Genomic DNA, 15,779 nt, shown 5'->3' with positions numbered 1-15,779 from the left:
GAAAGTACGTCCAGACTGAAGTGGCGCCGACGCCCGTCAGGTCCATGGAAGTCAACTGAATGTGACACCCCGGAGAGTCTTCAATGAGCAGTGTTGTTGCCGTCGTCAAAAGCATTGTCGGTCAGGTTTTCGTGGTGTCCCCAGAGGGCGTGCGTCGCGTACTCGTTGAAGGCGATCGCCTATATGTCGGCGACCAGATCGATACCGGTCTGTCCGGCGCGGTGTCGCTGGAACTGGCCGATGGCCGCATGCTCGATCTGGGCCGTGACACCCAGTGGAGCGCCAGCTCGCCTGACTCCAGCACTGACCTGGCCGAAGCCACGGCGCAGGCCGCGCCTTCTGTAGAAGAACTGCAGCAAGCCATCGCCGCCGGTGTCGACCCGACCACCGCACTCGAGTCCACCGCGGCCGGCCCGACCGCCGCAGGTACCGGCGGTGCGGCCGGTGGTGGTCACAGCTTCGTCATGCTCGACGCCACCGCTGGCCGCGTCGATCCGACCATTGGCTTCCCCACGGCGGGCATCAATTCTGCCGGGCAAGTCGCGCAGGACACCACGGGCGGCCTGACCACCGACACCACCACCAACGCACTGCGTGACTCGACCCTGAGCCTCAGCGCCACGCCGACCATCACCGAAGCCGGCGGCGTGCTGGTGTACACCGCGACCCTGACCCAGGCGCCGCTGACCGACCTGACTATCACCCTGTCCAACGGCGCAGTCATCGTCATTCCCGCCGGCGCCACCACCGGCACCGTCAACGTGCCGCTGGCACCGAACGACACGGTCTACAACGACCCGAGCCAGATCGACGTGACCGTCACTGGCACCAGCGGCGGCAACGGCATCACCGTGACCCCGCCGACTATCCCGGCGACCACGCAAGTCACCGACACCGTCGACACCACTACCGTCACGTTGACGGCTGGTTCGAGCGTGACCGAAGGCGGCCAGATTACCTACACCGCGACGCTGACTAACCCGGCGCAAACTCCGGTCACCGTCACGCTGTCGAATGGCTCGACCATTACCATTGGCGCTGGCCAGACTACCGGCACCGTCAACGTGCCGACCCCAGCCAATGACGTTTACAACAATGGCAGCACCGTTACGACCACGATCACCGGGGCTACCGGCGGCAACTTCGAAAATCTGGTGCCGAACCCGACACCAGCCGTTACCACCATCACAGACTCGGTTGATAACACCGGCCTCACGCTGACCGCGACCAACAACATCGTCGAAGGCGGCCAGATCACCTACACAGCGACACTGACTAATCCAGCGCAAACGCCGGTAACCGTCACCCTGTCCAACGGTTCGACCATCACCATTGCTGCTGGCGAAACCGTGGGCACCGTCAACGTGCCGACTGCGGCCAACGACGTCTACAACAATGGCGGCACCGTCAGCACCACGATCACTGGCGCTACCGGTGGCAACTTCGAAAACCTGGTGCCAAGCAACACGCCTGCGGTCACGACGATCACCGATTCGGTCGACAACACCGGCCTGACCCTGACTGCGACCAATAACATCGTTGAAGGCGGTCAGATCACTTACACCGCGACACTGACCAATCCGGCGCAAACCCCGGTAACTGTCACTTTGTCCAACGGTTCGACCATCACCATTGCTGCTGGCGAAACCGTGGGCACCGTCAACGTGCCGACTGCGGCCAATGACGTTTACAACAATGGCAGCACCGTCAGCACCACGATCAGTGGGGCTACCGGCGGCAATTTCGAAAACCTGGTGCCAAGCAACACGCCTGCGGTCACCACCATCACCGATTCGGTCGATGACACTGGCCTGACCCTGACCGCGACCAACAACATCGTCGAAGGCGGTCAGATCACCTACACCGCGACCCTGACCAACCCGGCGCAAACCCCGGTAACCGTCACCCTGTCCAACGGCTCGACCATCACCATTGCTGCCGGCGAAACCGTTGGCACCGTCAACGTGCCAACAGCGGCCAATGACGTTTACAACAATGGCAGCACCGTTACGACGACGATCACCGGGGCTACCGGCGGCAACTTTGAAAACCTGGCGCCAAACACCACGCCAGCCGTTACCACGATCACCGATTCTGTCGACAACACCGGCCTGACCCTGACTGCGACCAACAATATCGTTGAAGGCGGTCAGATCACTTACACCGCCACCCTGACCAACCCGGCGCAAACCCCGGTAACTGTCACTCTGTCCAACGGCTCGACCATCACCATTGCTGCCGGCGAGACCGTCGGCACCGTCAACGTGCCCACAGCGGCCAATGACGTCTACAACAATGGCAGCACTGTCAGCACCACCATCACTGGCACTACCGGTGGCAATTTCGAAAACCTGGTGCCAAGCAACACGCCGGCGGTGACCACCATCACCGATTCGGTCGACAACACCGGCCTGACCCTGACTGCGACCAATAACATCGTTGAAGGCGGTCAGATCACTTACACCGCGACACTGACCAATCCGGCACAAACCCCGGTAACCGTCACTCTGTCGAACGGTTCGACCATCACCATTGCGGCTGGCGAAACCGTTGGCACCGTCAACGTGCCGACTGCGGCCAATGACGTCTACAACAATGGCAGCACCGTCAGCACCACGATCACTGGCGCTACCGGTGGCAATTTCGAAAATCTGGTGCCAAACACCACACCAGCCGTGACCACCATCACCGACTCGGTCGATGACACTGGCCTGACTCTGACCGCGACCAACAACATCGTTGAAGGCGGTCAGATCACTTACACCGCGACACTGACCAACCCGGCGCAAACCCCGGTAACCGTCACTCTGTCGAACGGTTCGACCATCACCATTGCTGCGGGCGAAACCGTCGGCACCGTCAACGTGCCGACTGCAGCCAACGACGTCTACAACAATGGCGGCACCGTCAGCACCACGATCACTGGTGCAACCGGTGGCAATTTCGAAAATCTGGTGCCAAGCAACACGCCTGCGGTCACCACGATTACCGATTCGGTGGATGACACTGGCCTGAGCCTCAGCGCCACCGGTTCCGTGGCCGAGGGTGGCCAGATCACCTACACCGCCACGCTGACGAATCCGGCCGGCACCCCGGTAACCGTGACCCTGAGCAACGGCTCGGTGATCACCATTGATGCCGGCAAAACCACCGGCACCGTTAGCGTTCCAGCGCCGGCCGATGACGTCTACAAAGACGCCGGCCAGGTCGAAGTCAGCATCAAGGACGCCACCGGCGGCAACTTCGAAAATCTGGTGCCGAACACTACGCCGGCTGTGACCGAAATCACTGACACCGTCGATACCTCGACGGTGAAGCTGAGCGCAGACACCTCGGTTGCCGAAGGCGGCACCGTGACTTACACCGCCACCGTCGGCGCGCCAGTCACCGGCTCGCCTGTGGTCGTGACGTTGGCCAATGGTCAGAACATCACCATCGCCGTCGGCCAGACCACCGGCTCCATCACCTACACCGCACCGAACGATGCCTTGACCGGCAACGCTCCGCTGACCAACTCGATCACTGGCGTAAGCGGTGGCAACTACGAAGATCTGGTGGCGGACAAAACTCCAGTTTCGACCACCGTCACCGACGTGGCCGACACCACCAATCTGTCGCTGAGCGCGACCGCTTCCGTGGCTGAAGGCGGCCAGATCACTTACACCGCAACCTTGACCAATGCTGCTGGCTCGCCAGTGACCGTGACCTTGTCGAACGGCGCCGTCATCACCATCAAGGCAGGCGAAACCAGCGGTAATGTGAGCTTCCCGGCTCCGTCCGACGACGTCTACAAAGACGCCGGCTCCGTGCAGGCCACCATCACCAGCGCCACCGGCGGCGACTTCGAGAACCTCGTTCCGAGTACCACGCCAGCGGTCACTCAAGTCACCGACACCATCGATACCTCGACGGTCAAATTGACCGCCGACACCTCGGTCGCTGAAGGCGGCACCGTCACCTACACCGCCACTGTCGGCGCGCCCGTCACCGGCTCGCCAGTTGTCGTGACCCTGGCCAACGGCCAGAACATCACCATCGCCGTCGGCCAGACCACCGGCAGCGTTACCGCCCCGGTATCGAATGACGTGCAGATCGGTCACGCACCGCTGACCAACTCGATCACCAACGTCAGCGGTGGCAACTACGAGAATCTGGTCGCCGACAAGACCCCGGTCAGCACCACTGTGACCGACACCGTCGACACCACCAGCGTCGCGCTGACTGCCACCGGCAACGTCAACGAAGGCGGGCAGATCACCTACACCGCGACGCTGAGCAACCCGGCCGGCGCGCCTGTGACCGTGAATCTGAGCAACGGCTCGGTCATCACCATTGAAGCCGGCAAGACCACCGGCACCGTGACCGTTCCGGCACCTGCCGATGACGTCTACAAAGACGCCGGCAAAGTCGAAGTGACCATCAAGGACGCCACCGGTGGCAACTTCGAAAATCTGGTGCCGGATACTACGCCTGCGGTGACCAATGTTGCCGACACGGTCAACACCACGCACCTGACCCTCAGCGCAGAAAGCTATGTGCTCGAAGGCTCTACGATCACTTACACCGCAACGCTGACCAACGCCGCGCAGACGCCGGTGACCGTCAACCTGAGCAATGGCCAGACCATCACCATCGAAGCCGGCAAGACCAGCGGTTCGGTGACGATTGCCGCACCGAGCGATGACGTCTACAAGGACGTCAGCAAGCTCACCGTAACCATGACCGATGCCAGCGGCGGCAACTTCGAGAAACTCGACGTCAGCAAGACCCCGGTCAGCACCACGGTCAACGACACCGTCGACACAACCGCACTGACCCTGACTGCCAGCGATACCGTCAGCGAAGGTGGCCAGATCACCTACACCGCGACCCTGAGCAATCCGGCCGGCACTGCGATGACCGTGACCCTGGCCAACGGCGCGGTGATCAACATTGCCGCTGGCGCGACCAGCGGCTCGGTGAATTTCCCGGCGCCCGCCAACACCCCGTACATCGATGGCAGCAACGTGCGGACGGCGATCGCCAGCCACAGCGGCGGCAATTTCGAGCGCGTTGAGGCCGATCGTTCGGCTGTGGTGACCAAAGTCACCGACGCCGTCGACACCACCAACATCAGCCTGAGCGCCACCGGCAGCGTTGCCGAGGGCGGCTCGATCGTCTACACCGCCACCCTGAGCAATCCGGCCGGCACCGCCATGAGCGTGACCCTGAGCAACGGCGCGGTGATCAACATTGCCAAAGGCGCGAGCACCGGCAGCGCAACCGTCGCCGCCCCCGCCGATGACGTGTACAAGGACGCCGGCAAGGTCGATGCGAGCATCACCAAGACCAGCGGCGGCAACTTTGAAAACCTGGTGATCGACAAGACGCCTGCGGTAACTGATGTCACCGACACCATCGACAACAGCACGGTTTCGCTGACCGCCAGCGCCAGCGCGGTAGAAGGCGGTGTGGTTGTCTACACCGCGTCCGTGACCGCCCCGGTCACCGGTTCGCCAGTGCTGGTGACCCTGTCCAACGGCCAGACCATCACCATTCCGGTCGGCGCCAGCAGCGCCAGCGTCAACTTCACCGCGCCGAACGACGCACAGGCCGGCGGCAACACCCTGAGTGTGAAAATCGACGGCGCCAGCGGTGGCAATTACGAAAATCTCGTCGCCGACCAAACCCCGGCGGTGACCTCGGTAACCGACGTCGCCGACACCACCAACCTGTCGCTGTCCGCGACCGGCTCCGTGGCCGAGGGCGGTTCGATTGTCTACACCGCGACCCTGAGCAACCCGGCCGGTACCCCGGTGACCGTTAATCTGAGCAACGGCGCGGTGATCACCATCGAGGCCGGCAAATCCACCGGCAGCGTCACCGTTCCGGCACCTGCCGACGACGTCTATAAAGACGCTGGCAAAGTTGAAGTCACGATCAAGGACGCCACCGGCGGCAACTTCGAAAACCTGGTGCCAAGCACCACGCCAGCGGTCACCGATGTCACCGACACCGTCGACACCTCGACGGTCAAACTGACCGCCACCGAAACCGCGGCCGAAGGTGGCACCGTCACCTACACCGCCACCGTCGGCGCGCCGGTCACCGGTTCGCCTGTGGTCGTCACCCTGGCCAATGGTCAGAACATCACTATCGAAGTCGGCAAGACCAGCGGCAGCGTGAGCACCACCGCGCCGAACGACGTCCTCGCCGGCCACGCGCCGCTGACCAACTCGATCACCAACGTCAGCGGCGGTAATTTCGAAAATCTTGTCGCCGACCAGACCCCGGTCAGCACCACCGTGACCGACACCGTCGACACCACCAACCTGTCGCTCAGCGCGACCGGCGCGGTGAACGAAGGCGGCCAGATTACCTACACCGCAACCCTGAGCAACGCCGCCGGCACACCGGTCACCGTGACCCTGTCGAACGGTGCGACAATCCTCATCGAGGCCGGCAAATCCACCGGCACCGTGACCGTCGATGCACCGAAAGATGACGTCTACAAAGACGCCGGCAGCGTTGAAGCGACCATCCAGAGCGCAACCGGCGGCAACTTCGAAAACCTCGTCACCAGCACAGCGCCGGCGGTGACCACGGTCAACGACACCATCGACACCACCACCGTGTCGCTGAGCGCCACTGCGAACGTCGCTGAAGGCGAAACCGTGGTCTACACCGCGACCGTGGGCGCGCCAGTGACCGGTTCGCCGGTCACCGTCAGCCTGTCCAACGGCCAGACCATCACCATCGCCGTTGGCGAAACCACCGGCAGCGTCAACTACGTCGCGCCGAACAGCCCGCTGGCGGGCGGCAGCTCGTTGAGCGTGACCATTGATGGCGCCACGGGTGGCAATTACGAAAAACTGGTGGTCGACGGCAAGTCCGCAGACACCGTGGTTTCCGACACTACCGACACCACCAATCTGAACCTGAGCGCCAGCGACTCGGTCGCCGAAGGCGGCCAGATCACCTACACCGCAACCCTGACCAACCCGGCCGGCACACCGGTGACCGTGACCCTGTCGAACGGCGCCACCATCACTATCGATGCAGGCAAAACCACCGGCACCGTGACCGTCGACGCACCTAAAGATGACGTCTATAAAGATGCCGGCAAAGTCGAAGTGACCATCGAGGGTGCGACCGGCGGCAACTTCGAGAACCTGGTGCCAAGCGCGGTTCCAGCGGTGACGAATGTCACCGATACCATCGACACTTCGACGGTCAAACTGACCGCCGATACCTCGGTCGCTGAAGGCGGCACGGTCACCTACACCGCCACTGTGGATGCTCCGGTCACCGGCTCGCCTGTGGTCGTGACTCTGGCCAACGGCCAGACCATCACCATCGGTGTCGGCCAGACTACTGGCACTGCAACCGCTGTTGCTGCGAACGATGCGCTGACCGGCAACGCCCCGATCACCAACTCGATCACTGGCGTAACTGGCGGCAATTTCGAAGATCTGGTTGCAGACAAAACTCCAGTTTCGACTTCTGTCACGGACGTTACCGACACCACCAACCTGTCGCTGAGTGCGACCGGTTCCGTGGCCGAAGGTGGCTCGATCGTTTACACCGCTACGCTGACCAACGCCGCTGGCTCGCCAGTGACCGTGACCTTGTCGAACGGCGCTGTCATCACCATCAAAGCAGGCGAAACCACCGGCAATGTGACCGTTGCGGCACCGTCCGATGACGTTTACAAAGACGCCGGTTCCGTCCAGGCGACGATCACCAGCGCCACCGGCGGCAACTTCGAAAACCTGGTACCAAGCACTGCTCCGGCCGTGACGACAGTCACCGACACCATCGATACCTCGACCGTCAAACTGACCGCCGATACTTCGGTCGCTGAAGGCGGCACCGTGACTTACACCGCCACAGTCGGCGCTCCGGTCACCGGCTCGCCAGTTGTGGTAACTCTGGCCAACGGTCAGACCATCACCATCGGCATTGGCCAGACTACTGGCACTGCAACTGCTGTTGCTGCGAACGATGCGCTGACCGGCAACGCCCCGATCACCAACTCGATCACAGGCGTAACTGGCGGCAATTTCGAAGATCTGGTTGCAGACAAAACTCCAGTTTCGACTTCTGTCACGGACGTTACCGACACCACCAACCTGTCGCTGAGTGCGACCGGTTCCGTGGCCGAAGGTGGCTCGATCGTTTACACCGCTACGCTGACCAACGCCGCTGGCTCGCCAGTGACCGTGACCCTGTCGAACGGTGCTGTGATCACCATCAAGGCTGGCGAAACCAGCGGTAATGTGACCGTTCCGGCACCGTCCGATGACGTCTACAAAGATGCCGGTTCCGTCCAGGCAACGATCACTAGCGCTACCGGTGGCAACTTCGAGAATCTGGTACCGAGCACAGCTCCGGCCGTGACGGCTGTCACCGACACCATCGATACCTCGACAGTCAAACTGACCGCCGACACTTCGGTGGCTGAAGGCGGCACCGTGACCTACACCGCCACAGTCGGCGCTCCGGTCACCGGCTCGCCAGTTGTGGTAACTCTGGCCAACGGCCAGACCATCACCATCGGTGTCGGCCAGACTACTGGCACTGCAACCGCTGTTGCTGCGAACGATGCGCTGACCGGCAACGCCCCGATCACCAACGCCATCACCAACGTCAGCGGCGGCAATTTCGAGAATCTCGTCGCCGACAAGACCCCGGTCAGCACCACCGTGACCGACACCGTCGACACCACCAATCTGTCTTTGAGCGCCACCAACTCGGTGGCCGAAGGTGGCCAGATCACCTACACCGCGACCCTGACCAACGCCGCTGGCTCGCCAGTGACCGTGACCCTGTCGAACGGCGCCGTGATCACCATCAAGGCTGGCGAAACCACCGGCACCGCAACTGTTCCTGCACCGTCCGACGACGTTTACAAAGACGCCGGTTCCGTCCAGGCAACGATCACTAGCGCTACCGGTGGCAACTTCGAGAACCTGGTACCGAGCACTGCTCCAGCCGTGACGACTGTCACCGACACCATCGATACGTCGACCGTCAAATTGACCGCCGATACATCGGTGGCTGAAGGCGGCACCGTGACTTACACCGCCACCGTCGGCGCGCCAGTCACCGGCTCGCCTGTGGTCGTGACTCTGGCCAACGGTCAGACCATCACCATCGGCGTCGGCCAGACTACTGGCACTGCAACTGCTGTTGCTGCGAACGATGCGTTGGCCGGTAATGCTCCGATCACCAACTCGATCACTGGCGTAACTGGCGGCAATTTCGAAGATCTGGTGGCGGACAAAACTCCAGTTTCAACTTCTGTCACCGACGTTACCGACACTACAAATCTGTCCTTGAGCGCCACCAACTCGGTGGCTGAAGGTGGCCAGATCACCTACACCGCGACCTTGACCAACGCCGCTGGCTCGCCAGTGACCGTGACCTTGTCGAACGGCGCCGTGATCACCATCAAGGCTGGTGAAACCACCGGCACCGCAACCGTTCCTGCACCGTCCGATGACGTCTACAAAGACGCCGGTTCCGTCCAGGCGACGATCACCAGTGCCACCGGTGGTAACTTCGAAAATCTCGTGCCGAGCACCACTCCAGCGATCACTCAGGTCACTGACACCATCGATACTTCGACCGTCAAACTGACGGCTGATACTTCGGTGGCTGAAGGCGGCACCGTGACTTACACCGCAACCGTCGGTGCGCCAGTTACCGGTTCTCCTGTCGTCGTGACATTGGCCAACGGCCAGACCATCACCATTGGCGTCGGTCAGACTACTGGCACTGCAACCGCTGTTGCTGCGAACGATGCGCTGACCGGCAACGCGCCGATCACCAACTCCATCACTGGCGTAACCGGCGGCAACTTCGAAGATCTGGTGGCGGATAAAACACCGGTTTCGACCACTGTTACGGATGTCAACGACACCACCAATCTGTCGCTCAGCGCCAGCAACTCGGTGGCTGAAGGTGGCCAGATCACCTACACCGCGACCTTGACCAACGCCGCTGGCTCGCCAGTGACCGTGACCTTGTCGAACGGCGCCGTGATCACCATCAAGGCTGGTGAAACCACCGGCACCGCAACCGTTCCTGCACCGTCCGATGACGTCTACAAAGACGCCGGTTCCGTCCAGGCGACGATCACCAGTGCCACCGGTGGTAACTTCGAAAATCTCGTGCCGAGCACCACTCCAGCGATCACTCAGGTCACTGACACCATCGATACTTCGACCGTCAAACTGACGGCTGATACTTCGGTGGCTGAAGGCGGCACCGTGACTTACACCGCAACCGTCGGTGCGCCAGTTACCGGTTCTCCTGTCGTCGTGACATTGGCCAACGGCCAGACCATCACCATTGGCGTCGGCCAGACTACTGGCACTGCAACTGCTGTTGCTGCGAACGATGCGCTGACCGGCAACGCCCCGATCACCAACTCGATCACAGGCGTAACTGGCGGCAATTTCGAAGATCTGGTTGCAGACAAAACTCCAGTTTCGACTTCTGTCACGGACGTTACCGACACCACCAACCTGTCGCTCTCGGCGACCGGTTCTGTGGCTGAAGGTGGCTCGATCGTTTACACCGCTACGCTGACCAACGCCGCTGGCTCGCCAGTGACCGTGACCCTGTCGAACGGTGCTGTGATCACCATCAAGGCTGGCGAAACCAGCGGTAATGTGACCGTTCCGGCACCGTCCGATGACGTCTACAAAGACGCCGGCTCCGTGCAGGCGACGATCACCAGTGCCACCGGCGGCAATTTCGAGAACCTCGTTCCGAGCACTGCTCCAGCGGTGACGACAGTCACTGACACCATCGACACGTCGACCGTCAAACTGACCGCCGATACTTCGGTGGCTGAAGGCGGCACCGTGACTTACACCGCCACCGTCGGCGCGCCGGTAACCGGTTCGCCTGTCGTCGTGACTCTGGCCAACGGCCAGACCATCACCATCGGCGTCGGCCAGACCACTGGCACCGCAACCGCTGTTGCTGCGAACGATGCGCTGACTGGCAACGCTCCGATCACCAACTCGATCACTGGCGTAACCGGCGGCAACTTCGAAGATCTAGTCGCCGACAAAACTCCGGTTTCGACTTCTGTCACCGACGTTACCGACACTACAAATCTGTCGCTCAGCGCCACCAACTCGGTGGCCGAAGGTGGCCAGATCACCTACACCGCGACCCTGACCAACGCCGCTGGTTCGCCAGTGACCGTGACCTTGTCGAACGGCGCTGTGATCACCATCAAGGCTGGCGAAACCACCGGCACCGCAACCGTTCCGGCCCCGTCCGATGACGTCTACAAAGACGCCGGTTCCGTCCAGGCAACGATCACTAGCGCTACCGGTGGCAACTTCGAAAACCTGGTACCGAGCACCACGCCAGCCGTGACCAGCGTCACCGACACCATCGACACCACCACCGTAAAACTGAGCGCAACCGCCACAGCGGCAGAAGGCGGCAACGTCGTCTACACCGCGACCGTCGGCGCGCCAGTCACCGGTTCGCCAGTGGTGGTCACTTTGGCCAACGGCCAGAACATCACCATCGCGGTCGGCCAGACTACCGGCACCGTAACTGCCGTCGCACCGAACGATGCGCTGAACGGCAACGCGCCGCTGACCAACTCGATTACCAACGTCAGCGGCGGTAACTTCGAAAATCTCGTCGCCGACAAGACTCCGGTCAGCACCACCGTGACCGACACCGTCGACACCACCAACCTGTCCCTGTCGGCGACCGGTTCGGTGGCTGAAGGTGGCCAGATCACTTACACCGCGACCCTGACCAACGCCGCTGGCTCGCCAGTGACCGTGACCCTGTCGAACGGTGCCGTGATCACCATCAAAGCGGGCGAAACCACCGGCACCGTGAACGTTCCAGCGCCAGCTGACGACGTCTACAAAGACGCCGGCACCGTGCAGGCGACCATCAGCAGCGCCACCGGTGGCAACTTCGAAAAACTGGTACCGAGCACGACGCCAGCGGTGACCAGCGTCACCGACACCGTCGACACCACCACCGTCAGCATCACTGGCAGCAGCTCGGTGACCGAAGGTCAGACCGCCAGCTACACCGTCAGCCTCAATCACCCGGCGCAGACCGAAGTGACCCTGAAAATCGTCTACAGCGGCACCGCCGCCGACGGTTCGGACTTCACCGGCGTGTACACCGTGAAGATCCCGGCGGGCGCCAGCAGCGCGCAGTTCAACGTCGCTACCCTCGATGACAAGATCACCGAAGGCACCGAGAACTTCGTGGTCAAGATCGATTCGGCTACCGGCGGCAACTTCGAGAACCTAGCGGTCAGCAGCACCAATGACAGCGTCAGCACCTCGATCATCGACAACGATGCGCCACCGGTGCTCAATCTGGACGCCAACAACTCCAGCGGTGCGACCGGTGCCGATTACAAAGTGACGTTCACCGAGAACACCCCGGGCGCCGGCGTTTCGATCGCTGACACCGACATCAGCATCACCGACCCGGACAGCACGATGCTGACCGGCGCCACTGTGGTACTGACCAACCGTCAGGACGGCGATGCGCTGAATCTGGGCAATAGCGTCAACGGCATCACCATCAATGCCAACAGCACCAACGGCACGGTGACCCTGACCCTCTCGGGTAACGCGACCCTGGCCGACTACATGCAGGCCATCAAGAACATCAGTTTCACCAACAGCAGCGAAAACCCGAGCACCGTGCCGCGCGTCATCACCGTGACGGTGACTGATGGCGGCAATTACTCCAACACCGCGACGACCACGGTCAACGTGGTGGCGGTCAACGATGCACCGGTTGCTGCGCCGAGCAATGTCACCGGCAACGAAGACACGCCGCTGGTACTCGGCTGGTCGACCTTCGGCGTCAGCGATGTCGACAGCCCGGCGAGCAGCCTCGGTATCAAGATCACGCAACTGCCGGGCGAGGGCAAACTGCAGTATCTGGACGGCTCGACCTGGAAGGATGTTGCCAACAACCAGACCTTCAGCAAGGCCGACATCGACGCCGGCAAGCTGCGCTTCCTGCCGGATGCCAACGAGTCGGGCACCAACGGTTATGGCGGCACCGGCCTGGGCAACAATCAGGCGGACTACGCGCAGATCAAGTTCCAGCCTACCGATGGCCAGACGCTGGGCAGCACCGGCACGGTGAAGATCGACATCACGCCAGTGGCGGATGCGCCGACCGTAGCCGTGGCTGACAACAGCGTGAAATCCACTGGCCTGATCAAGGAAGTCTGGACCGGTCTCGCGGGGCTGGGCACTGACGGCAGCGGCGCGAACTCGACCACCCTGAAAAACGTGATCGACGCCGCCGGCAAACCGAACTCCAGCGGCAACGTCACCAACGTGCAGTCTGACGGCAGTGTCGCCGCCGGTACGGCGTCGAAGACCTCGGGCCTGATCTACCTGGAAGCCGGCAAGACCTACAGCTTCAGCGGCGTGGCCGATGACAGCCTGCTGATCACCATCGGCGGCAAGAACGTGGCGTCGGGTACCTGGGGCGCGGGCGGTGCGATCAACGGCTCGTTCACCCCGACCACCAGCGGTTACTACACGCTCGACATCTACCACCACAATCAGAGCGGCCCGGGCAGCTACGACGTCAACCTGTCGGTCAACGGCGGCACGCCAATCGATCTGAGCAACGCCGGCGTGCCGATCTACACCGGTGTGCAGGACCTGATCAACTCGGGCGTGACCGTCTCCGATCTGCACGGCACCAACGGCGAAGGTTATTACGACGGCTACAAGCTCAACACCGGCGCTGAAGGCACCACGGTGAAACTGTCGGCAATCAGCACCGCGCTGACCGACACCGACGGCTCGGAAACCCTGAGCGTGAAGATCAGCGGCGCACCGGTCGGTTCGGTGCTCAGCGATGGCGCGGGGCATACCTTCACCGTTACCGCGAGCAATGGCGAAGCCAACGTCACCGGCTGGAACCTCGGCTCTCTGACCGTGACTCCGCCGACCTACTACAACGGCCAGTTCAACCTGACCGTGACCTCGACGTCCACCGAACAGGTCGGCGGCTCGGCAAGCAGCACCGCGACCATTCCGGTCACGGTAGTGCCTGCGGTGTACAACGCGGTCACCGCCACCTCGGGTGATGACAACGTCATCGGCACCGACGCCAACGACATCATCGTCGCTGACATCGGCGGCCTGACCGTGGTGCCGGGCACCAACTACAACATTGCGTTTATGGTCGACAGCTCGGGCAGCATGAGCACTTCGTCGCTGAACGCCGCGAAAGACTCGCTGACCTCGGTGTTCAACAGCCTCAAGCAAAGCCTGGGCGGCAGCAACTCGGGCACGGTGAACATATTCCTGGTGGACTTCGATACCCAGGTCAACAAATCGGTGTCGGTGAATCTCAACGACCCGAACGCGCTGACGATGCTCAAAGCCGTACTCAACTCGATGGGCTCTGGCGGCGGTACCAACTATGAGGACGTGTTCAAGACCACGGCCAACTGGTTCCAGAGCGCCGACGCAGTGGCCAACACCGGGGCGAAGAACCTCACGTACTTCATCACCGATGGCCAGCCGACTTACTACCAGACCGGCGAGCAGACCAACCCGACGCTGTATGGCAACGTGAAACTCGACAGCGTGGTAAACACCAGCAACTACAAGCAGGGCGACACGTTCAGCACCTACATCGACAACTCGCACTACCTGACCATCAACAGTGCCGGCAGCGTTGTGCTGCAAACCTACAACTCGTGGTGGGGCTGGAGCAGCGAGACCCTGGGCACGATTCATGCGCAGGGCGACGGTACTTATGAATTGTCGAACCTCGCGGGTACCGGCAACAGCACCAACTCGTCGACGACCAGCAACTCGACCAGCGGCTTTGCCTTGTTGAGCGGGTTGTCGAGCGTCGAAGCCATTGGTCTGAACAACGACGTCAGCCTCAACGACCTCAAGCCGTACGATTCGGACAAAACGCCGCAAACCAACATCGATCCGAAGGACCTGGCCAACTCGATCATCGGCCATACCGAAGCGACGATGCCGGGTAACGACACCGTCAACGGTGGCGAAGGCAACGACATCCTGTTCGGCGATCTGGTCAGCTTCAACGGCATTGCCGGCGAGGGTTACCAGGCGATGCAGGCGTTCGTTGCCAAAGAGACCGGCGTCGACGTCAGCAAAGTCAGCACCAGCAACGTGCACCAGTACATCACCGAGCACTATCAGGCGTTCGATGTATCCGGCGCGCACGATGGCAACGACACGCTGCTCGGTGGCGCGGGCAATGACATCCTGTTCGGCTCGGGCGGCAACGACCTGCTCGACGGCGGCAAAGGCAATGACATCCTGCTCGGCGGCACCGGCAACGACACGCTGATCGGCGGTCAGGGCAACGACATCCTCATCGGCGGTTCCGGTGGCGACACCTTCGTCTGGAAATCGGGCGACACCGGTAACGACGTGATCAAGGATTTCAAAGCCAGCGAAGGCGACCGCATCGACCTGCGCGACCTGTTGCAGGGCGAGACCGGCAGCACGATCGACAACTTCCTGAAGATCACCACGGTGGATGGCACGTCGTCGCTGCAAGTCAGCTCGGCGGGCAAATTCAACTCGGGCGATGCCGCTGCGGCCACGCCGGACGTGACGATCAAACTGGAAGGCAACAACTGGGCGAGCGCCAACCTGCACAACCTGATTGCCGGCAGCGACCCGACCATCAAGGTCGATCACAACAACAGCTGAGGCTGAAACAACGACGGCCGCCTCCTGTGGGGCGGCCGTCGCGTTTGCGGGCAATGC

At 62.0% G+C, this 15,779-nt stretch carries 1 protein-coding gene; it reads left to right on the top strand.

The genetic code is table 11. The features are described 5' to 3' along the window. The first annotated feature begins 83 nt into the window (after positions 1 to 83). Positions 84 to 15,722, top strand: a complete 15,639-nt coding sequence (locus tag AB4N85_RS22510) for a LapA family giant adhesin (protein ID WP_460065919.1) — start codon at positions 84 to 86, stop codon at positions 15,720 to 15,722. The last annotated feature ends 57 nt before the right edge of the window (positions 15,723 to 15,779 follow it).

The sequence above is a fragment of the Pseudomonas sp. H1_G08 genome (assembly GCF_054681355.1).
Note: the sequence above shows the minus strand (reverse complement) of the source record. Positions and strands in the feature narration are given on the sequence as shown.